Source organism: Vagococcus acidifermentans (assembly GCF_003987655.1).
GTDB classification, from domain to species: Bacteria; Bacillota; Bacilli; order Lactobacillales; family Vagococcaceae; genus Vagococcus_B; species Vagococcus_B acidifermentans.
In genome coordinates this window covers 17,064-39,446 of sequence record NZ_NGKC01000018.1, presented here as the reverse complement: position 1 = coordinate 39,446, position 22,383 = coordinate 17,064, and the positions used below count along the sequence as shown (strand labels likewise).

General features: G+C 46.4%; 19 protein-coding genes. All 19 read right to left on the bottom strand.

Annotated elements, in window-relative coordinates:
* Nucleotides 1-39: 39 nt before the first annotated feature.
* The 19 genes from CBF27_RS12560 to der all read right to left on the bottom strand — a co-directional run bounded on the left by CBF27_RS12560 (nucleotide 40) and on the right by der (nucleotide 22,286).
* Complete coding sequence (locus tag CBF27_RS12560) at nucleotides 40-1,359, bottom strand: amidohydrolase (RefSeq protein WP_126814834.1); 1,320 nt, start codon at nucleotides 1,357-1,359, stop codon at nucleotides 40-42.
* Nucleotides 1,356-3,071 (bottom strand): adenine deaminase C-terminal domain-containing protein, encoded by a 1,716-nt coding sequence (locus tag CBF27_RS12555; protein ID WP_126814832.1) that lies wholly within the window; start codon nucleotides 3,069-3,071, stop codon nucleotides 1,356-1,358. Before CBF27_RS12555 ends, CBF27_RS12560 begins: the two co-directional genes overlap by 4 nt.
* A 14-nt stretch (nucleotides 3,072-3,085) precedes the next feature.
* Nucleotides 3,086-4,141 (bottom strand): ABC transporter substrate-binding protein, encoded by a 1,056-nt coding sequence (locus CBF27_RS12550; protein WP_126814830.1) that lies wholly within the window; start codon nucleotides 4,139-4,141, stop codon nucleotides 3,086-3,088.
* Between the two features lie 3 nt (nucleotides 4,142-4,144).
* Nucleotides 4,145-5,203: an ABC transporter ATP-binding protein gene (locus CBF27_RS12545; RefSeq protein WP_126814828.1), complete on the bottom strand. Its 1,059-nt coding sequence runs from the start codon at nucleotides 5,201-5,203 to the stop codon at nucleotides 4,145-4,147.
* Nucleotides 5,204-5,225: 22 nt separating this feature from the next.
* Complete coding sequence (locus CBF27_RS12540) at nucleotides 5,226-6,005, bottom strand: ABC transporter permease (protein WP_126814827.1); 780 nt, start codon at nucleotides 6,003-6,005, stop codon at nucleotides 5,226-5,228.
* The gene (locus CBF27_RS12535) at nucleotides 5,998-6,828 is read right to left on the bottom strand and encodes an ABC transporter permease (RefSeq protein WP_126814825.1); all 831 of its coding nucleotides are present in this window, start codon (nucleotides 6,826-6,828) and stop codon (nucleotides 5,998-6,000) included. Before CBF27_RS12535 ends, CBF27_RS12540 begins: the two co-directional genes overlap by 8 nt.
* Nucleotides 6,829-7,002: 174 nt before the next feature.
* On the bottom strand, nucleotides 7,003-7,605 hold the full coding sequence (locus CBF27_RS12530) for a DUF5052 family protein (RefSeq protein ID WP_126814823.1): 603 nt from the start codon (nucleotides 7,603-7,605) through the stop codon (nucleotides 7,003-7,005).
* Nucleotides 7,606-7,769: 164 nt separating this feature from the next.
* Entirely contained in the window at nucleotides 7,770-7,919 is a 150-nt protein-coding gene (gene rpmG, locus CBF27_RS12525; protein WP_126814821.1) for a 50S ribosomal protein L33, read from the bottom strand.
* A gap of 133 nt (nucleotides 7,920-8,052) precedes the next feature.
* Complete coding sequence (locus tag CBF27_RS12520; protein WP_126814819.1) at nucleotides 8,053-10,164, bottom strand: peptidoglycan D,D-transpeptidase FtsI family protein; 2,112 nt, start codon at nucleotides 10,162-10,164, stop codon at nucleotides 8,053-8,055.
* Between the two features lie 203 nt (nucleotides 10,165-10,367).
* On the bottom strand, nucleotides 10,368-12,305 hold the full coding sequence (gene thrS / locus CBF27_RS12515; RefSeq protein WP_211334668.1) for a threonine--tRNA ligase: 1,938 nt from the start codon (nucleotides 12,303-12,305) through the stop codon (nucleotides 10,368-10,370).
* Between the two features lie 319 nt (nucleotides 12,306-12,624).
* Nucleotides 12,625-13,410, bottom strand: coding sequence for a class I SAM-dependent methyltransferase (locus CBF27_RS12510; protein ID WP_211334667.1), 786 nt, complete (start codon nucleotides 13,408-13,410; stop codon nucleotides 12,625-12,627).
* A 29-nt stretch (nucleotides 13,411-13,439) separates the two neighbouring features.
* Nucleotides 13,440-13,619 (bottom strand): 2-hydroxymuconate tautomerase, encoded by a 180-nt coding sequence (locus CBF27_RS12505; protein WP_126814814.1) that lies wholly within the window; start codon nucleotides 13,617-13,619, stop codon nucleotides 13,440-13,442.
* 160 nt (nucleotides 13,620-13,779) lie between these two features.
* On the bottom strand, nucleotides 13,780-14,454 hold the full coding sequence (locus CBF27_RS12500; RefSeq protein ID WP_126814812.1) for an HAD family hydrolase: 675 nt from the start codon (nucleotides 14,452-14,454) through the stop codon (nucleotides 13,780-13,782).
* Nucleotides 14,455-14,525: 71 nt separating this feature from the next.
* Nucleotides 14,526-17,168 carry an alanine--tRNA ligase gene (alaS, locus tag CBF27_RS12495; RefSeq protein WP_126814810.1) on the bottom strand — a complete coding sequence of 881 codons (2,643 nt, stop codon included), beginning with the start codon at nucleotides 17,166-17,168 and terminating at the stop codon, nucleotides 14,526-14,528.
* 275 nt (nucleotides 17,169-17,443) lie between these two features.
* Nucleotides 17,444-17,989: a YpiB family protein gene (locus tag CBF27_RS12490; protein WP_126814808.1), complete on the bottom strand. Its 546-nt coding sequence runs from the start codon at nucleotides 17,987-17,989 to the stop codon at nucleotides 17,444-17,446.
* Between the two features lie 18 nt (nucleotides 17,990-18,007).
* Nucleotides 18,008-19,249: a tetratricopeptide repeat protein gene (locus CBF27_RS12485; protein ID WP_126814806.1), complete on the bottom strand. Its 1,242-nt coding sequence runs from the start codon at nucleotides 19,247-19,249 to the stop codon at nucleotides 18,008-18,010.
* Nucleotides 19,250-20,323, bottom strand: a complete 1,074-nt coding sequence (locus tag CBF27_RS12480; protein ID WP_126814804.1) for a hypothetical protein — start codon at nucleotides 20,321-20,323, stop codon at nucleotides 19,250-19,252.
* Nucleotides 20,324-20,470: 147 nt separating this feature from the next.
* Nucleotides 20,471-20,746 (bottom strand): HU family DNA-binding protein, encoded by a 276-nt coding sequence (locus tag CBF27_RS12475; protein ID WP_126814802.1) that lies wholly within the window; start codon nucleotides 20,744-20,746, stop codon nucleotides 20,471-20,473.
* Nucleotides 20,747-20,975: 229 nt separating this feature from the next.
* Nucleotides 20,976-22,286: a ribosome biogenesis GTPase Der gene (gene der, locus CBF27_RS12470; RefSeq protein WP_126814800.1), complete on the bottom strand. Its 1,311-nt coding sequence runs from the start codon at nucleotides 22,284-22,286 to the stop codon at nucleotides 20,976-20,978.
* Nucleotides 22,287-22,383 lie beyond the last annotated feature (97 nt).

The window sequence follows — 22,383 nt, the reverse complement described above, 5'->3', positions numbered from 1 at the left end:
TCACCTCTCAAATAGTTTATCAAAAAAGAAAACAAAAAGCTATGCATTGTTTATCCTCTCAACAGCAAGTTTAAATTCCGTCATTTCTCCGTCTAACTTTTTCCGGATAGAGAACAAATCTGCTTTTATCAATTGTTTGTCCCGAACCAGCTGGCGGCCGTCAACCCACGTGTTGCGGACATCATGCGGACCGGCTGAATAAACGAGCACACTGTACGGGTCAAACATTGGAAACATCGCTGCTGATTTTGTGTCTATTTGAATGACGTCGGCCTTTTTGCCGGCTTCAAGACTGCCCGTAACAGCTGCCATACCCAGCACTTCTGCGCCGCCGATTGTTGCCAAACGAACGATGTCCCGTGCCGGAAAAAGTGCGCGGTCCTGCCAACGGGTTTTGTGAAAATTAGCAACCAGCTTCATCTGCGTAAAGTGGTCTAACGTATTACCGCTGCTCGGTCCGTCAGTCCCCAAACCGACTGCAACACCGCCGGCAAGCAGCTGCGGTATCGGAGCGACACCTTTGGCAGATTTTGTATTGGCACCGATACAATGGGCGACACCAACCTGACGCTTTTGTAATAGACTGATGTCTGATTCCTGGATAAAAATACCATGCGCTAAAATAAACGGCTGTTCCAGCAGCCCGATATCGTCTAAAAATGCAATTGGCGTTTGCCCATATGTTTCGGAAAAATAGGCCATCTCATAATCCATTTCTGAAACATGCATCGTCACCGGCGTGTTGCTGCGTTGAGACAGCTGTTTTATCTTGAGGAGCGTATCTTTTTTGACTGTGTTTGTGGCATGAGGTGCGATGACAGGGGTAATGCGCCCATGTGCCTGCCATTTCTGAATAAACGCATCCGCATAAACTAGTGCTTCGTCTGCATCTTTTGCATCACAGGTCGGCATGTCGATAATCGTTTCGCCGAGAAAAGCCCGTATCCCCATCTCATCGCAAACTGCCGCAATTTCATCTTCAAAATAATACATGTCACAGACTGTCGTGGTACCTGCAAGCAGCAGTTCGCAAACAGCGTAACGTGCGCTTTGAGCGGCCAGAGCGGCTGTCATGTGCTGTTCCAGCGGAAATAAATACTTGCGCAGCCGGTCAGGCACATCATCTGCTAAAGACCTGAAAGGAATCATGCCGAGATGGCAGTGCGTGTTGATAAATCCCGGCATGATAATATCGCCGTCAGCATCCAGCACTTGCCATGATGCAGCGGCATCGGGGCAGTCAGCCATCTGACCGAGCTGTTCAATCCGCCCCTCATCAAATAAGATAAACCCTTTGTCAAAAACATCAAAAGAGTCGTTCATTGTCAGTAGTAATCCATTAGTTATCAGTGTTTTCATGTCAGCTCTCCTACAAACATCGGGTAAAATTCATGTGTTTTCGTATCCATCATGCCGACATCTGTGACTTTTACTTGCGGCGACACAGGGAGTGACAAAGTTGAAAACGACATAATTTCATTGGTGTTCCGATAGCCCAGCTCGACCATTCCCCGCCGGACTGAATGCAGCGCTTCACCCAGCACATCAATGGGTTCCTGTGATAAAATACCGCCGATTGGCAAACAACATTCCCCAATCACCTCTTGATTTTTTACCACGACATAGCCTCCCTGCATTTCCAGAAGCCGTTTCTGCGCAGCAAGGATATCCGCCTTATTATTGCCCATAATCATCATGTTGTGATGGTCATGAGCCCAAGTTGTAGCAATACTGCCGTGTGTGTCAATCGGTTTTTCAATGAGCGAAACTGAGATGTTGCCGTTTTTGCCGTAGCGTTCCAAAACAATCAGCAAACAGCAGTCAGAATCTTCCCATTGCAGGATGCCGTTTTTGACAGGCAGTTCTTTTTTTACCAGTTCCGTAAATGTGCCGACTTCTTGTTTGCGGATAGCATGACATAAGACGGTGCCGTCCTTGACCGGTGCGCTGATGGTTAAATCGGACTCAGTCAGCTCGCGGCACACAACCGAGTGGTAATACGCCTCGGGAAATGTCTCGACCACAGCGGGATACGGGCGTGCATCACCTTTGACATAAACACAGGCTCCTGATTTGTAAACAGCTTCAATCGTCAAGTCAGTCAAATCGGAAACCAGCATGAAATCAGCATATCTGCCAGGGGCAATCAGCCCTCTGTCATGCAGTCCCATACGGCGGGACGGCGTATAGCTCGCCATATAAAGAGCCTGCTCCAATGGCAGTCCCATTTCAACCGCTTTAAGGACGATTTTATTCAAGTGTCCTTCGCACAAGTCATCTGCCATGACATCGTCTGTCACAAGACAGGCGTAGTCATAGTAGTTGTTGTCTCTAATGACAGCCATATTCTCACGGGTAATGGATTTTTCTTGGAACTGGATAAACATCCCGGCATTGATTTTCTCTTCCAGAGATTCCGGGAACTGATGCGTGTGATCCGAAGTGATGCCGCTGTACATGAAAGCGGCAAGCTCTTCGCCGGCGATTTTCGGCACATGCCCCTCAAGCGGCATCGTCGGCCGCTCTTTTTGGCATAGTGCAATCATCTGGCGGATGAGCGACTCCGGCTGGCTGGTGATTCCCTTAAAGTTCATCGCTTCGCCGAGACAGATGACTTTCGGGTGGGCAAGCAGTTCTTTGACTTCCGCCAGGCCGATGATACCACCGGTCGTTTCCAACTCGGGAGTAGTGGACGGCACTGAAGACGGAATGGCATAAAAAATGTCCAATTCCGTCTCAGCTTGCAGAAATTCGTAAATCCCCTGGATACCGGCAACATTGGCGATTTCATGGGTGTCTGCAACAACAGTCGTCACACCGTAAGGCAATACCGCTTTTGAAAAAATACTCGGTGTTGTCATGGAGCTTTCGATATGCATGTGGCTGTCGACAAATCCCGGAATCATATACTGGTTTTGCCCGTCAATCACCTGTTGCGGTTGCAGATAAGACAAGTCGTCGTTACTAATATAATAAAATTTCTCTTTGATAATAGAGACATTTTTCCGTTCAAACGTGCGCTTGATGCTATTAAAAACGTGAATATTTGTTATCAAAATGTCAACTATCACTGTTTCAACCCTTTCTACTGGTTCAGCAGTTTATTCCACTGATCGATCCATGAATCCAGCTGTTTATTCACAAATGTGTAATCAATGTTTTTTGCCCGGTCAGCCACTGCTCCATAAGTCATATTGCCGATGACATCATCCGCCAGCTCAACCGTGCTGTTCGTTGGCGATTCATTCAATGATGACGCGGTTTGTGTCTGCACTTCCTGACTGATACGGTGATTGATGTATTTGTATGCCAAATCAGTGTTTTTACTGTTTTTTGGAATATTGATAGTGTTGTAGTTGGCGTACGTGCCGCTCTCAGGCACCAAATAGGTCACATCTTCATCAGCGCCTTTGATGATGTCGACTGCAAAGTCGGACACGACCGCAACTGCTATTTCCCCTGACTGGAACATGTTCGCCAAGTCGGAGGATTTGGAATAAGTCTTGACAATATTCGGACTGAGTTTTTCGATTTCTTTAAATGCCGCTTCACCGTTATCAGATGCGATATCAACGCCGGCAACATCGCTTGCCAAATACATCATCGGAATACCGGCTGTTGACGTGATTTCCGGAATGGAAATTTTGCCTTTCAGGCTTTCATCCCAAAGATCGGCCCATTCCTTGATTTCTTTGCCGGCTTTTTCTTTGTTGTAGATGATGCCCACGCTGTTCAACGTATACGGCACACCAGCACCGGCATCAAATATTTCCCGTGCCCCGTCTGTTAAATTTGCCACATTTTCGATTTTGGATTCGTCCAGTTCAAGGAACAGGTCGTCTTCATTGGCACTGACGGCGTTGCCTTGTGCCAGTTCGATAATATCGATGGCTGCGTTAGGATTGTTCAGCAACTTCATATAGCGGTCTGCGCTGTTGCCGACTTCAAGCGTCACTTTGGCTGAAAATTCTTTTTCAAAAGGTGCCATGACATCACTCTTGACGATGTCTTCGCTTAATCCGAAGGTCGAGATGACCAGTTTGCCGTCGTCTTTCGCATCCTTCCCTGAGTCGCCCGAACCACATCCGCCAAGTGTCAAAGCTGCAATACCTGTCAACAAAGCTAAAGTCATTTTTTTCATTTTTTATGCTCCTTTTTCATCATTGTCTGTTAAGATTATCAATTTTTCTTTCGGCAGCTGCAGCCGCAACTGGTCATCAGTCTGGTAAATATCCTGATTGTCGCCGTTGACGATTAAATCGCCGACCGCCGTTGCCACCTCATACTGGTAGCTTTTGCCAAGAAATGTTCTGACTTTGACCGTGCCGCTAATTGTATTGGTACCGTCATTTTGAACAATCTTGATGTCATCCGGACGGATCGTGCCGACCAGATTTTTTCCGTCTTCGCCACTATATATACTTTCCAGTTTTTCGGAATGTTCAGTCAAATATAGATGGTCGCCCTGTTTTTTTAGCGGAATGAAATTTTCAAACCCGATAAACTGCGCCACAAATTTTGTTTTTGGCTGGCGGTAAATGGCTTCCGGCGAATCAAACTGCTCAATTACCCCTTTATTCATGACCGCGACCCGGTCGGAAATGGAAAAGCATTCTTCCTGGTCATGGGTAACAAAGACGGTTGTAATGCCCAGCGACTGCTGGATTTTTTTGATTTCCATCCGCATTTGAATCCGCAGCTTGGCATCAAGGTTGCTGAGTGGTTCATCCAGCAGCAGCAGTTTTGGTTCCACTACCAGCGCCCGGGCTAAAGCGACCCGCTGGCGCTGACCGCCTGAAAGCTGTTTAGGATAGCGGTCGCTCAAAGCCAGCAAATCTGTCGAGGAGAGTGAATTGTTGACTTTTTCCTTGATACTTTCCTTGCTTTCTTTGCGCAGCTTTAAACCAAACGCAACATTATCGAAAATCGTCAGATGAGGAAATAGCGCATAGCTTTGAAACACCATGCCAAACCGCCGTTTGTGGGTCGGCACTTTTGTCATGTTGTCGCCGTCCACTAGAAAGCTGCCGTCGTTGGGAGAAATCAAGCCGGCCATCACACGCAGTGTGGTTGTTTTGCCGCACCCGCTTGGCCCCAACAATGACACCAGCTCTCCTTTTTTGATTGATAAATGCAATTGTTTTAAAATGTCGTGTTTGCCGTCATAGGACACACGGATATTATTCAATTCTACAAAAGACATGTTTCTTCTCCTTCTATTTCCGCTAGACTATGGCGGAAAGTCCCAATGTTTTTTCGATGATGAACATCAGTACCACTGTCAGTATCATCAGTACCACTGAAATAGCGGAAACTGTCGGATCATAATTGTATTCCATATAGCTTAACAATGACGTCGGCAGTGTGGTCACGCCCGGGCCTGACAGAAACATCGACACCGGCACATTGTTAAATGAATTGACGAAGGCCAGCATAAACGAGGCGAAAATGCCGGATGAAATATTCGGCAGGACAATCTTGCCGAATGCCCGGACTTTGGTACAGCCCAGTGTCCACGCCGCTTCTTCAATGGAAACATCCAACTGTTCCATGCTGGCACCGACAACCCGGATAATATAAGGCAGGCTGATAAAGAAATGACCAATCAGCAAACCTTGAATGACCGGAAACTGAAACCGAATGACAATAAACTGAAAAAGGGCATAACCCACGACAATTCCGGGAATAATCGTCGGCGACAGGAAGAAACTTTTCAGAAATTCCCTGCCTCTAAATGTATACCGCGACAAAACATAGGATGCCGGTATACCGACCAGCAAGGCTAAAAGCGTGGCGCCAACGCCTATCATCAAGCTCAGTTTAAAACTTTCCATAAATGTTTCCGATTTAAAGGCTTGGATGTACCAGTTAAAGGTAAACCCTTTAATAGGAAACTGGATTGTGGATGCTTCACCGAAAGAGGTGACAATGATGACCACCAGCGGAAGAAACAGAAAGAGAAAAACCATAACGGCAATGACTGACATGAACCGTTGCTTACGCATGTGCTTCCCTCCTGTCTACTACTCTTAACATCAAATTCAATCCTTTCATCACCACAACAGTTGATAATATCATAATGAACGCAATGACACTGGATGCCTGCCAGTCACCGACGGTCATTGCTTTCTGATACAGCATGGTTGCCAGCATCATGTTTTTATTACCGCCAAGCAGCTGCGGTGTGGTATACGCTGTCAGCGTACCGGTAAATACGAGAATACTGCCAATGATTACACCGGGAAAACTCAGCGGCAGCACGATTTTGCGAAAAGCTGTAAACGGGCTTGCTCCCAATGTTTCGGCTGCTTCCAGCACTTCCCCGTCGATAGTTTCCATCACACCGACAAGCGTCATAATCATCGTCGGCAAGAACAGATAGACCGAGCCGACAATGACCGAAAACTCTGTGTACAGCATGGTCAGAGGTTCTTTGATAAGCCCCAGCGACAACAAAAGCGTGTTGATGACGCCGTTTTTTCCAAGAATGGTTATCCAGGCAAAACTTCGGATAACTGAATTCGTCAGCAAAGGGAATAGTGTCATCGCCATTAAAATCCCTTTCCATTTTGCTGAAACGCTGGCGATAAAATAAGAAGCAGGTATTCCTAGAACAGCAGACACCAGCGTGACAATCAGCGCAATGCGCAAAGTCCGCGTAAATACGCCGGTATTGTAGCTGTCAGTGAAAAAAGACGTGTAGTTCTGCAGGCTGAACGCGCCGTCAAAAAATGTCGGGAAAATAATGCCTGCCAATGGTAAAATCAGGAAAAATAAAATCAGTACGACACCCGGTACTAACATTAAATACTTAACATTTTTAGCCACTTAAACACTCCTTGTTCGTATTTCGGATAGATATATTATAGATTCTTTTGTCTTGCAACGCAATAAATTTTTAGACTTTTATTCGAATTAAGAGATTATTGTTCGGTTTTCAGTTATTTTACCGATTGTTTTGTGAACACCAAAAGAAACTGCGGCACAGTCTGCCAAACTTTTTTAAAAAAACAAATCCGTGTCATACACCGTGTAATCACAACGGTACACAAAGAGATAGCGGCCGTCTATCAGCAGGCCGGTGCTTTTGGGGACGTCGGTCTTGTAAAGAGAGACTTTATTTCCGGCATAAGTTGCCAGCGGTGTACCGTTTTGACTCCTGATAAGCACCACTTTCTTTTTGCCGGTAAATGATTGTTTGTATTGATTAACCATGGCATTCAAGACAGGTATCCCGCGTTCGATGTTTTGGTAGTCAACCGTTTTGGCATAGTCGTCGAAGATGTTTTCAAGACCTTGCTCCTCAATGACCATCGACGAGCCGACATGGTGCAGCTCCTTGCTGCCGATTGTCACACGAATCACGCTTGAGTCAGCACGCTCTTCATCTGAGTCGAACTCGCTGTCCCGCTCAATCATAATTGATTTGCCGCTGATTTCATCCATCACCTGGCTTTCTTCATCGTAAGTCCGAATCGTCATTTCCAATCCTTTGAAACTCTGTTCAAATCCTTTGAACCACATCCGCACATCCTGACAACCCGACAACGTAAACACCGCCCCAACCAGCAGGACTAACAGAAACGGCTTCTTGCTTTGTTTCATCCCTTCAACTCCCTCACTCAAAATAGCTTGCTTCTTATCTATCATATCATTATCCGGGCTCGGCGGATATTTTTTTATAGCTACCCAACGACAACTGACTTTTTTCGCAAACAAAAACATCCTTCAGTCGTTACTATGAACAACTGAAGGATGTGATTAACAGCTTATTTTGTTTCACGGTGCAATGTCACTTTACGCTGACGCGGGCAGTATTTTTTAACTTCCAGACGGTCTGGGTTGTTACGTTTATTTTTGTTAGAAAGGTAGTTTCTTTCTTTGCACTCAGTACATTCCAAAGTTATATTTACGCGCATGATTTTCCCTCCAATACTTGAAAAAGATATGGTCTCATCCGGACACTTGAATATCATATCATGTTTTCCGTGAATATTCTACCCTTTTGGCTAAATTTGTTAAGGAGTTCTACTTTACATCAAAAGTCAGCGCCTACTGGACTTTGTCGTCCATCATCTCATAAAAAGCATTAAATATCTGTGTGCCGATGGCGGTGTTCAGTCCATTGCTTTCATCAGTGATTTTCGGCAGAACAATGCTGATTGCGACTTTCGGATTATCAAACGGCGCATAGCCGACCAGTGTGCTGTTCACTACCGGCGTGTTGCCCACATAAGTTTCTGCTGTACCGGTTTTGGCTGCAACTGTGTAATTGGCCCCTTGCAGAGCCCGGCCTGTTCCGCTGCCGCCGTAGACAACTTGATAGAGTCCTTGCTGAATGATATCAAACTCCGACTGACGGCCTTCGATTTTACTTTTAACTTTCGGTTCAACTTTTTCTTTCAGCTCGCCGAGGTTGCCCTTCTCGTCATTGCCGTAGACTCCTTCGACCACATGAGGGGCCACCCGCACGCCGTTATTGGCAACAGTGGCAATGTATTGCGCCATTTGAAGCGGTGTATACAAATCATAGTTACCATAGGACAAGTCCAGCAGATTACCCATGATACCGGAAATCAAGTTGCCGTCTTCGTCTGTATATTGTTTATTGGCGTAGCCGGTTGATTCGCCCGGCAAATCCAGACCGGTCGCTGAGCCGAGCCCGAACTGCGCATAAGTATCGCGGAGTGTTTCAAACACGTCGGTGCGCGCCGGCAGCGTCATTCCGTCCCGGTATTCAATCCCCATCATCCCCATGGCAATTTTCATCATATACACGTTTGAGGAGACTTCCAGTGCCGTTGTCGTGTTGATGGCAACTTGGCCGAACGGATTAAAGACGGAGGTTTTCGGCGCACTTCCTGCTATTCTGATGGGTTCGTCCACCAGCGTGGCATTGCCTTTGATGATGCCATTCTCGTAGCCGGACATGACTGTCGCCGCTTTAATCGCAGAACCAGGCTCAAATGCATTGGTAAAGGTGCCTAACACATCATCGGTCAATTCACCGGTTTCAGTGTCATGTTTCAAACCGGCAAGGGCATAAACTGCTCCCGTTTCCGGATTCGTCACTACTACGTAAGCGCCTGGCGAATAACGTGCTTTGCCGTTATTAATCAATACCTGATAGTTGGATCTTAAAATCTCCTCGACCCGGCGCTGAAAATCAAGGTCGATTGTCAGTTTTAAATTATCGCCTTTTTGACCGGCCTGCACTTCTGTTTTGGAAATAATTCTGCCTTTGTTGTCTGTATTGACTTCATAAACGGTCTTTTTCCCTTGCAGAACATCTTCATAGGATTCTTCCAAATAACTTGTCCCGACACGGTCGTTTCGTTCATAGCCTTTTTCCAGATACTTGTCCAGCTGTTCTTTCGGCAGCCCTGCTGATTCGGACGACACTGTCCCGAACAGATTTTGAATCATGTCCTCCTCAGGGTAGTCCCTCTCCCAGTCGGTGCTCGTGGACAAACCCGGAATAGTTGCGGTATTTTCGCCGACCAGTGCAATTTCTTCGGTCGTGACATCTTTATTCTTGAGGGTGACCGTCCCCATGGCAACAGTGCCGTTGATTTTCTTGAAAATCGATGCCGCCTTCAGCGTGTTGTCATCAAATTGGATTTCTTCTTGTTTCACTTTCCCGACAACTTGAGCATAGTAATCGCCGTTAGACAGCAAGTTGCCTTTCTTGTCCAGCTTTTCCTTGTCGCTGAGGCGCTTTTCGGCCGCTTCGTAGTTCTTTGGTTCGGCAAGCCAGTAATCTTTTTTATCCCGTTCTGTCAAGTCATCTTTTGGTATGTCTACCAGGTCGTTGATTTGATTGGCAATATCAAGCAGTTCTTTGGCTGTCATGTTATTGCTCCGGGTAAACGTAATTGATGGATTGGCTTTGCTGCCGACCAGCAGCTTGCCGCTTAAATCATAAATGCTTCCCCGCAATGACGGTTCTTTGATTTGATTGCTTGATCCTTCGGAAATGATTTGCTGGTACTCCGCTTGTTTATTAATCTGCAAGTCTGCCAGACGAATGATTAGGGCTGAGAATAAAATAAACACGATAAAAAAAAGAAAATCCAGTCGGAACGGCACGTGCGATTTTCTTGTCGTTCCTTCAGTTGGTTTTTTCCTAAAAAAAGGCCGCCAGCCCTTTGGTTGATTGCGCATGTTTTGTTTCCCTTCCGCATAAGTTTACTCTGATTGTTAGTATAGGTTATTTTTGCTTAAAATCATTATATCAGAAAAACTTTAATAAAAGTTTAATGAAACGGTGACTTTTCCGTATCTTTCAAAGTATCTCATTTCTTTCCGGATTTTTCAATGCAAAAGCCACTAATTGAAGCAATTAGCGGCTTTGCTTGCCACAGACATTAGCCGTGGCTGTAATTATTCACTTCGGCAACGACAGACTCGATGAACATGTCCGCATCCATCACGGCTGTTTCCTTGCTGCCGTACTGGCGGACGTTTACACTGCCGCTTTCAATTTCCTTGTCGCCGATAACGACTTGGTAAGGAATTTTATTGGTTTGCGATTCGCGGATTTTGTAGCCCATTTTTTCATTGCGCGAATCTATTTCAAACCGCAGACCCAATTTATCCATCCGTTCTTTCAACTGGTTGGCATATTCGCTGTGCATGTCAAGGTTGACCGGAATGATGGTACCTTGTACCGGTGCCAGCCAAGTTGGGAACGCGCCTTTGTGGACTTCAATCAAATGGGCAACAAAGCGCTCCATTGTCGACACGATACCGCGGTGGATAACCACAGGGCGGTGTGTGTTTTCGCCGTCCTCGCCGACATAAGTCAAATCAAAGCGCTCAGGCAGCAAGAAGTCCAGCTGAATCGTCGACAGTGTCTCTTCGATGCCAAGGGCTGTCTTCACCTGAACATCCAGTTTTGGCCCGTAAAAGGCGGCTTCGCCTTCCGCTTCGAAGTATTGGACACCCAGTTCATCCATCGCCGCTTTCAGCATTTCCTGCGCTTTTTCCCACATGTCATCATCATCAAAGTATTTCTCTTTGTTGTTCGGGTCGCGGTAGCTGAGACGGAAGCGGTAATCTGTGATATTGAAATCCCGGTAGACTTCTGTCATCAAGTTAAGTGTCCGTTTCAACTCATCTTTAATCTGATCCGGACGGACAAAGGTATGACCGTCATTCAATGTCATTTCGCGCACACGCTGCAAACCGGAAAGCGCCCCGCTCTTCTCGTAACGGTGCATCATGCCCAGTTCAGCGATCCGAATCGGCAGTTCGCGGTAGCTGTGGATGTCATTTTTATAGACCATCATATGGTGCGGGCAGTTCATTGGACGCAATACCAGCATCTCCCCGTCGCCCATATCCATCGGCGGGAACATGTCATCATGGTAGTGGTCCCAGTGGCCGGATGTTTTGTACAGATTGACGTCTGCCAAAACCGGTGTGTAAACATGCTGATAGCCTAGGCTGATTTCTTTGTCGGTAATGTAGCGCTCGATGATGCGGCGGACAGTCGCACCTTTCGGCAGCCAGAACGGCAGGCCTGACCCGACTTCCGGGCTGACCATGAACAAGTCAAGCTCCTTACCCAGTTTGCGGTGGTCGCGCTCTTTGGCTTCTTCCCGCATTTTGAGATATGCCTGCAATTCCTTTTTATCAAAAAAGGCTGTCCCGTAAACACGCTGCATCATGTGATTGTTCGAATCGCCGCGCCAGTAAGCCCCTGCCACTGACAACAACTTAAAGACTTGGATGCGCCCGGTTGACGGTACATGGATACCACGGCACAAATCAACGAAGTCACCCTGATCGTAAACGGTGATTTCCTCGTCTTCCGGCAATTCATTGATTAATTCGATTTTATACGGGTCGTCTTTGAACATCTCAAGCGCTTCTTCCCGGGTAACAACTTTGCGGACAATCGGATTGTTTTCTTTGACGATTTTCATCATTTCTTCTTCGATTTTCGGCAAATCTTCTTGGGAAATTGCTTTTTCTTCATTGTCGGTGTCATAGTAGAACCCGTTTTCAATCGCCGGGCCGACCCCAAAATGGATTTCCGGATACAGACGACGCATCGCATTAGCCATCAAATGGGCGGCTGAGTGCCGCAAAATGCCCAGCGCGTCCTCGTGGTCCGGTGTCACAAGTTCCAGCTCGCCGTCCTCCTGCAGCGGACGCACCAAATCAATCAGTTCGCCGTTGAATTTAGCTGCCAATGATTTTTTAGCCAAGCTATTGCTGATGCTTTTAGCCACATCGAGCGGACTTGTTCCTTGTTCAACTTCTTTCACCGCGCCATCAGGCAACGAGATTCTAATAATTGACATAGTCAATACCTCCAAATTTTTTTAATAAAAAAATCCTAGTATTTCAATAAAGAAATACTAGGACGATTATCACCGTGGTTCCACCTATTTTTAGAATCAGCTTCACGGCTGATTCTCTCAAACGCGATAACGTAGCGAACGATTCAGTTTCGACTGAATACTCGAAAGTGGTCAGTGCCTGCGCTTGTCCGGAAAAATTTCAGTCGCGTTTTTCCTCCCTGAAGAACTGCTTACAAACTCTGGTGTCTTTCTCAGCGTTTTAACTATTGTAAATCAATTTAAACACTAAAACGGAAGAAATGCAAGAATTTTATCAAATATTATGCGGATCAGCCGGTTTGACAGCCAAACTGGCAAAAAACAGCGGGAAGTAATGGGATAACGTGTAAGAATCATCGGTGGTGAAGTCTTCATAAAAATCTTTCAGAAGAAAGCCGGCCTTCAACTGGTCGCCGATTTGCCTTTCCATCGTATGGCTGAATTGGTAGCCTTCTTCAGCAACACGTTTCTTTTGAGACGGCTTATCCAAATTTGCCAGCGAATCATACGGCAGTTTGTTAACCACTCGAATATCCGCCACACTGTCTGCATCGTTAAATAAATACAAATCTGGATTTGTGAACCCTGCAAGCAGCCGTCCGCCGGGCTTCAACACTCGGAAACATTCCCGCCAGACATGCGCGATATCCGCCACATAACAATTGGACACCGGATGAAAAATCAAATCAAAGCTGTCATCCGCAAACGGGAAGCGCTGAGTCATGTCGGCTTTGACAAGATTAATCGCGTATCCTTCGCGTTCCGCAACCATTTTTTCAGTAGCGAGCTGTGCATCGGACAAGTCCATTATCGTCACATCGGCACCTGCTGCGGTCAAAACTGGGCCTTGATGTCCGCCGCCTGATGCCAAACCGAGCACTTTTTTATCGGTCAAATCGCCAAACCACTCCTTTGGTACATTGACGGTCGGCGTCAGCAGCACCTCCCACTCGCCTTTCAGCGCCGACACATATGTTTCGTGAGTCACCGGCACGGTCCATATCCAGTTGTCACTGCTCCATCTGTCCCATGTTTTCGCATTAATTCGTGTATAGTCCATTTCTCCTATACCTCCGTCTACTCTGTCATTTATTTTTTTGTTTCACCGCCAACAGCGTAATTGCCTTTTGCCATGTCGCTGATGATGATGTGGACGTTTTCCTTTTGCGCCCCTGTATTTTTGACAATAGCATCTGTCACATCTCTGACCATGGCGTCCTTTTGTTCCTGTGTCCGTCCTTCAATAAGTTCAATATGTACAATTGGCATGTTCTTCACTTCTTTCTTTTTTTAAGATGCTCCGATTTCCTCTCGTTTAAATTGGCATCCTTACTGATTTACTATATCATATCACGGGGCTTTCGAGGAGTTGATTTATAAAAAAATCAGCGCCCCATCTGACTGCTGGGACGCTGAAGCTTCATTCAGTTTATTTGCCGGAGACTGTTTGGTCGTACAGCTGGTAACAGCGGGCTAGTGTAATGTCCTTGATATGTGTGACTTCCAAATCTGCCAGCCGGGTGTCCTGTGATGGAAATTCAGGATTTTTAAAGGCAATGCAGACCATGCCGGCATTTTTCGCCGCCTTGACACCGTTGCTGGAATCTTCGATAACCAGACAGTTTTCGGGATTGACCCCCAGCAGTTCTGCAGTCTTTAAAAACACATCCGGTGCCGGCTTGGAATGTTTGACATTCTCAGCTGACTCCATCACGTCAAAATAATCAGACAGACCAATCGATGACAAGTGCTTGTGAATCAACGCCTGTTTCGTTGAAGAAGCGACTGCCAGTTTCAGCGGACTAGCGGACAATTCAGCCAGCAGTTCTGGAATGCCGTCAATCATCGTGACGCCTTCTGTGTCAAACAATTTTTCCAGATAAATCGGGGCAATTTCTTTTAATTGTTCTAATGAAGCCGGCAAATTGAATTCATCTTTGATGTTTTGCCAGATGTAATCTTGCGTGGTACCGCAATACTTCGTAAAATGGGAAGCCGGCACATCAATCCCGTATTCAGCGACAATCTGCTGTTCGGAGCGCATATAAAATTTTTCAGTGTCGATTAACACACCGTCCATATCAAAAATCACTGCTTCAAGCATATACCTCACCCACGGTTTTCCAACCGTTCCTTTCCGTTTTTGTCTTATGTCACAATAACTCAGCCAATTGATTACTTTTCTGTCAACCAGCGGGGAACTTCATTCAGCGCGTCTTGCAGACCGGCAGGGTTCTTGCCGCCAGCCTGTGCCATGTCCGGCCGTCCGCCGCCGCCGCCGTTGACTTTTGGCGCGATAGCTTTAATTAAATCACCGGCTTTATATCCTTTAGCAATCATTTCTTTTGTCATGGCTGCCAACAAATTGACTTTCTCTCCTTGTACCGTCCCCAAAACCAGCACATCGGACGCTGCTTTCTGCTTCCACTGGTCTGCCAGCTGGCGCAACTGGTTCATGTCTTTGACCTGAACGTGTGCTGCAATATAGGTCATACCGTCAGCTGTATGGACCTCATTAAATATATCGCCAGCCTGGGCATTGGCGATTTTTGCCGCCAACTGCTCGTTTTCCCGTTTGGCTTCTTTCAGCTCTTTTTGCAGCTGTGCTGCCTTGGCTGTCGTTTCTTTGATTTGCGGTGATTTCACGATGGATGCCACTTCTTTCAGGCGCATCTCCTGTTCATGCAGCAGTTCATACGCTTCGCGGCTGGTCACTGCTTCGATTCGACGCACACCTGCCCCGATACCCGATTCAGAAACAATTTTGAATAGACCGATGTCTTCCGTATTGGCGACATGAACACCGCCGCATAATTCAATCGAGTAATCGCCAATTTTAACTACGCGGACATCGTGGCCGTATTTTTCACCGAAAAGTGCCATGGCGCCCATTGCCTTCGCCGTATCGATGTCTGTTTCAATGGTTTCGACGACGAGTGCATCCCAGATTTTTTCATTCACGAGATGCTCCATCCGGTTCAGCTCATCTGCTGACAACTGTTCAAAATGCGTGAAGTCAAACCGCAAGTAACCCGGTGCTACAAGCGAGCCAGCCTGATTGGCATGTTCGCCGAGCACATCTTTCAGTGCACGGTGGAGCAAATGTGTCGCTGTGTGGTTTTTGATGATTTTTTTACGCATCGCCCCATCCACACTCAGTGTATATGATAGACCTGCAACCAGCGGCTTCAGAATGTCCAGCCGGTGAAGAGTCTGTCCGTTTGGTGCACGCTGGGCATCCAGCACATTGGCAACAACAGCACCCGATGCATCACTGACGGTACCTTTATCAGCCACTTGACCGCCCATTTCAGCATAAAAAGGTGTTTTAGCAAAAATGGCTTGCGCTTCTCCGGCGCCGACTTCCTGTTTCTCCTCGTCGTCTTGAATCAGTACGAGCAAAGCGGATTCAGCGGTCGTCTCCGTATAACCCACGAACTCACTGACTACTTTGACGTCAGTCAGCAATGAAGACTGGACACTCATGGATTCCTCTTTCTTCCTTGCCGCTCTGGCACGTTCTTTCTGAACAGCCATTTCTTTTTCAAACCCGGCGTGGTCGACTTTCAATCCTTCATCTTCCGCCATTTCTTCTGTCAATTCCACCGGGAAGCCGTAAGTATCGTAAAGTTTGAAAATATCCTTGCCGGCAAGGACATCCTGACCGTTGTCTTTTAATTCGGTCAGCAAGTCTGTCATGATGCGCAATCCGTCATTGATGGTTTCATGGAAGCGTTCTTCCTCGGTACGCACGATCTTTTCAATGAATTCTCGGTTGGCCAGTATTTCCGGATAGTAGCTGTCCATGATTTCCCCGACAACCTTCACAAGCTTATACATAAAGGCTTCGTTGATGCCCAGCTTTTTCCCATGCATGACTGCCCGGCGCAGCAAACGACGCAAAACGTACCCCCGTCCTTCATTTGACGGCAGTGCCCCGTCCCCGATTGCAAAAGCAACCGCTCTGATGTGGTCGGCGATGACCTTAAACGAAATGTCCGTCGCATTATCCTTGCCGTACACTTTACCCGCGCTCATATTTTCTGTTGCGTTGATAATCGGCATAAACAAGTCGGTCTCAAAGTTTGTCGGCGCATCCTGGACAATGGAAACAATACGTTCAAGACCCATACCAGTATCAATGTTTTTATGCGGCAGCGGCTCATATGTCCCCTCCGGTGTATGGTTAAACTCTGAGAACACCAAATTCCAGATTTCCAGATAGCGTTCGTTTTCGCCTCCCGGATAGTTTTCAGGGTCATCGGCAGCCAGATTGTTAAAACTTTCGCCGCGGTCGTAAAAAATTTCAGAATCCGGACCACATGGACCTGCGCCGATATCCCAGAAATTATCCGCAACTTCAACGATATGATCCGGCGCCAATCCGACGACTTCCTCCCAAATACGTTTGGCCTCTTTGTCTTCAGGGTAGACGGTCACATAAATTTTTTCCGGCTCAAATGCCATCCATGCCTCATCCGTTAAAAATTCCCATGCCCAGACGATCGCCTGTTCCTTAAAATAATCGCCGATTGAAAAATTGCCGAGCATCTCAAACATGGTGTGATGGCGTGCTGTTTTCCCGACATTTTCAATGTCATTTGTCCGGATGCTTTTTTGCGCGTTGGTGATACGCGGATTGTCAGGCACGACCGAACCGTCGAAGTACTTTTTCAATGTTGCGACTCCGGAATTAATCCACAGGAGAGTCGGGTCATTGACGGGAATCAATGACGCACTTGGCTCGACAGTGTGCCCTTTTGATTTGAAAAAATCTAAAAACATCTGTCTGATTTGACTACTTGATAATTGCTTCATTTTCCTTATCCTCTCTCTAAAAAAATAAAAAACATCCTTGCAACACAAGGACGACACAGCGCGGTACCACCTTGATTGCAATGGATGTCAAACATTCATTACCTCTTGATTTCGTTAACGCGGAACGCGTGACAATTTCTTGTCAATTTACCCAAAGGGAGCCTTTGCCGGATGCCGTCTTTCTTTTCACCTGCCAGAAAGCTCTCTAAACGGTCAAACAGACAAATATATCCTTTGGCTTCTTCACAAAATTATAAAGAACGTATCATAAAAAGTCAACTAAAGTTGTTTTCTTTTTGCAATTCCTGCAATTCAGCCAGCAAATTGAAAAAAGATTCCTTGTCTTCCTCTTCAAGCGCCCGGTCAATGGAGGCTTCCAGATAACGGATACGGTACTGCCGCTCCTCTTCTAAAAGAAATCCTTCCAGCTCCTCTAAAAAATCTTCATCCACCGATTCGCTCCACGGTGCATAAGGATTGTCCTCAAGCACGGACAAATACAAGACGTGCTGATTGGCATCCTTGAACAAAATCTCAAGAAAAAGCGCCTCGCGCCAATTCATCCTGATTTCATGAAAAATCTGTTCCGGATCGTCAAAAAAATGTTTACCCTTTTTCAGCAACAGTCCCGGTTCATCGTGAAACACATCCACCATCAGCAAGCCGCGCGGAGTTTCATCACTTTTCTGAACGAATCGGACATTGTTGAGAATCATGTCGTGATTCAACAAATAATTCAGTATCCAATAGGCTTCCCGACGCTTAAACGACACTGATTTAAGCAGCCATTTTACAAACTCCTTCTTTTGAGACAATTCCATCTGCCTCACCTACCCTTTCTAATCATCCAGCAGTGATAGTATCTCTATATCGCCCGGCACAAGATGGAGGTAACGTGTCAGTATACTTTGCGACTCCTCCAGCAAGCCGTCTTCTCTTAAAAACAGGCCGTATTCTTTCAAAAAATCAGGTTCACTCCCCAGCCAATTAAATGCCCGGCGGTAATGCGTTCGTGCTTCGTCAAATTGTTCAAGGCCATTGTAAGCTTGTGCGAGGTACCAGTGGGCAAACCCCTGGTCCGGGTTTTCCAGTCCGCTCAGCAGCGAAACCACTTCATCATAGCGGGCCTCGTTGATTAATAATTCACTCAGTTTAAGCAAGGTGTGGTCCTTGTCCTCCTCCATCTCAAGCGCCTGATGGAGATAATCTTCTGCCAGTTCGACCATCCCCAAACTATAGGCATTTGTGGATGCCAAATGGTAAAGCGGAACGGTGAACGGACTTGCTGCCAGTCCCTGCTGCAGTACGTCGCGTGCTTCTTGATGGCGCCCCTCGTCATGGAGCATTTTCGCTAGCGGGTAATACACGGTCATGTAGTCCGGGTTGACAGCCTGAAGCTGCTGCAATAGTGTGATGGCTTTAGCAGATTCTTCCAGCTGCATGTAGGTGATTGCCAACTCGTAGAGCGTATCGTCAGAACCGGTGTCTTTGACAGCGTCCTCAAGGTAAGCAACAGCGGTCTCAAATTCACCCAATCTCGTATAGCTCACACCGATCCGTTCTGCTAAATTGACAGGCGCTTCAAAGGTACTGCTTGCGTTCAACATAAGATATAGCTCAAGCGCCCGCGCATACTGCTCTTCCGAAAAATACAGCTCTGCCAGCGCAAAGTCAAGGAGCGGTTCATCCGGCAGATATTTTTTAGCTTCCGACAATTTGTTTTCGCTGACTTCAGGCAACCCGAGCAGTTGATACAAGTCGGCCTGCAGCACAAGGCTTTGACTATACGAACTGCTGCCAGCCGGGATAGTTTCGAGAATTGAAAAAGCCTTGTCCGTTTCCCCATCTTCTATGGCGATTTCCGCCAACATCACTTTAAGCGAATCTTCTTCGGGAAATTCAGCCAGCAACTGCTGAATCAACTGCTCAGATTCATCTAAAAAACCCATCTGCAACAGTTCTTCAGCTAAGCCGGCGCGAATCTCCGCAGAGTCCTCTCGCTGTGTTTTTTCAAAATTAAGTTGTGCATCTGCTAAATCGCCTGCTGACAGCGCGGCCAGCATTTTTTCTGCATATGTCATTTAGTTCGTCTCCTCTGTTACAAATTGCGGTAATTGACGATACATCGTTATTGTGTCATATAAACGCTGTTCCGTCGGCCGTTCGCCTGAAGCCAACCGACCTATTTTTTTCAATGCCGGACAGGTGCTGAAGCGCCGGCACTCTTTGGCGATTCCGGCTGCTAAGTCAGCACTTAAAATCGTTTCCGGTATCCGGCAGTCCACCCCGGCCGCCGTCAGCCAGCCGACAAAATTTTCAAATTGAAATGAAAACCCCTGTTCCCTCTGACTCCACAACACCTGCAAAAGCAGTCCGATAAATTTCCGCTGGATACGGGGCAGATAGTAGCTGCCCTCCACATGATAAAAGCCGTTTGCAAAAGCCAGTCCGAAATGACTGTCGGACGGACGGTATGTTTGAAACAACGCGATTGTCGGCTTGATCAGCGGTGCCAGAAACTTCGACTGCCAGCCTTTTAACTGCGCAACGGTTTTGTACAGCATTTGAAGGTACTCATGATCCGTCGACAACCCAAGATGCACAAGGGTAAACAATTCTTCTAAAAAATTCACGTCATGCTTTTCCGGGGCAATCATCACATCATAGATGATGGTATCAGGCAATCTTAGCGTCGACAAAACCGGCCGGTCCACCGACAGCAGTATGTCTGACTGACCATACAGACCGGTAACGAATGACGTGACTGAAATCGGAAAATAAACAAAAGTTTGAATGTACCTGGAATGTGCCGCCAAGTAGCCGGAAAGATGAAAAATAGCTTCATTCCCTAAGCCGAAAAGCAGCGTATGTTCCGGTATCGTCATTTCTTCCATGAATTCCAAAATGGTTTGAAGCTGTTTCATTTGGTGCTCAGAAGGATGGTTCGGACAGATGAACCAGTTTCCCCATGACTTGTTAAGCAGTATGGGCGAGAACATCTCGTAATAACTGTCATAGTACTCCTGATTGGATAAGATAAACACGGCATCATAGTCTTGCGCCTGCTGCACCAGTTCTTTTTTAGTAACGACTGCAACAGGTTCCGCAAAAATAATTTCGCTTTTTTGCCCGTTGTTCCTATATACCTCCCTCATTTTAATCAGCTCCTTTGTCTATCATTTTACCACAAATCATGGTCAGCCATTAACTAATTACACAGCGACCCGTATCCCTAGTGACTATATAAAGAAAAAACAGACAGTGCCGATTGAATCAGCACTGCCCGTTTTTATATCACAACATTATTTAACCGCATCTTTAAGTGCTTTGCCTGGTTTGAAGGCAGGTACTTTGCTAGCTGCGATTTGGATTTCCTCACCAGTCTGCGGGTTACGACCTTTACGAGCCGCACGTTCACGAACTTCGAAGTTACCAAAACCGATCAATTGAACTTTCTCTCCATCAGCCAAGAAGTCTTGGATTGATGAAAAAACTGCATCAACTGCAACAGTTGCATCTTTTTTAGTCAGGTTTGTAGCTTCTGCTACTTTTTCGATTAATTCTGCTTTGTTTGCCATTTACATTTCACCTCCCTAACAGGAAATTAGATGTTACACATCGTTTCTAGGCAATCATTTTTGAGTGGTCCAAAAATGATATCTGGAAATATTGTCTTATCAATATTTCTTAAACCAAGATACCACAGGAAGCGTGTGTTAGCAAGGTTTTTCATAGTTTTTATCAGTTTTTTTATTAATGTTCATTACTTAGTTGCAAATCACGATTGGATATGATAAAATGCCCGACTTACTTCCGTTTTCTGGCTATAATACGTATCGGCGTGCCTTCATATTCAAAGGATTTCCGAATCTGATTTTCCAAAAAACGCGCGTATGAAAAGTGCATCAGCTCCTCTTCATTGACAAACACAACAAACGTCGGCGGCTTGACTGCTACTTGCGTGGTGTAAAAAATCTTGAGGCGCTTGCCTTTGTCGGTCGGTGTCGGATTGATGGCGACCGCATCCATGATGACATCATTCAAAATAGAAGACGGAATCCTCAGCGACTGGTTCTCGCTGACCGTTTCAATCATATCCGGCAACTGAGCCAGACGCTGTTTTGTCTTTGCGGACACAAAGGCAATCGGTGCATAATCAAGATAACGGAACTCGCTGCGTATATCCTGCTCAAATTCCTTCATCGTGTGGTTGTCTTTTTCAATTGCATCCCACTTGTTCACCACGATAATGATGCCTTTCCCTGCTTCATGGGCAAAGCCGGCAATCCGCTTGTCGTATTCCCGGATGCCTTCCTCGGCGTTTAACACGACCAGCACGACATCAGACCGGTCAATAGCACGCATCGCACGCATGACACTGTATTTTTCCGTTTTTTCATAAACTTTCCCACGTTTGCGCATTCCTGCTGTGTCAATCATTTGAAATGTTTGACCAGACTCGGAAACAAAGCTCGTATCAATGGCATCACGCGTGGTCCCCGCAATATCCGATACGATGACCCGCTCTTCCCCAAGGATGGCATTGATTAATGAAGACTTGCCCACATTGGGACGTCCAATCAGACTGAATCTGATGACATCATCTTCCTCTTCTTCCTGCTCATCTGCAAAATGTTTGATGACCTCATCCAGCAAATCGCCTATGCCAAGGCCGTGACTGCCGGAAACAGGAAACGGGTCTCCCAGTCCTAACGCATAAAATTCATAAATATCACTGCGCATCTCGGGATTGTCTACTTTATTGACAGCCAGCAGAACCGGCTTGTTGCTGCGGTACAGAATTCTGGCCACATATTCATCCGCATCAGTCACGCCTTCACGTCCGCTGACAACTAAGATGATGACATCTGCCTCATCAATCGCGATTTCCGCTTGGTGCTTGATTTGATCCATAAACGGCTCATCGCTCAAGTCTATTCCGCCTGTGTCGATTAAATTGAATTCTCGTCCCAGCCATTCTCCGTGGGCGTAAATACGGTCTCTTGTCACACCGGGAACATCCTCCACAATGGAAATTCTTTCTCCGGCTATTCGATTAAATAATGTGGATTTTCCAACATTCGGTCTCCCGACAATTGCTATTGTTGGATTTGCCATAAATCAACAGGCCTCCTTCAATGATACTCTCATTCCTTAGTAGTTTAACCAAACCATTAGGGAGATGCAAGAAATTTCTTTTAAAACTTTTGATAAT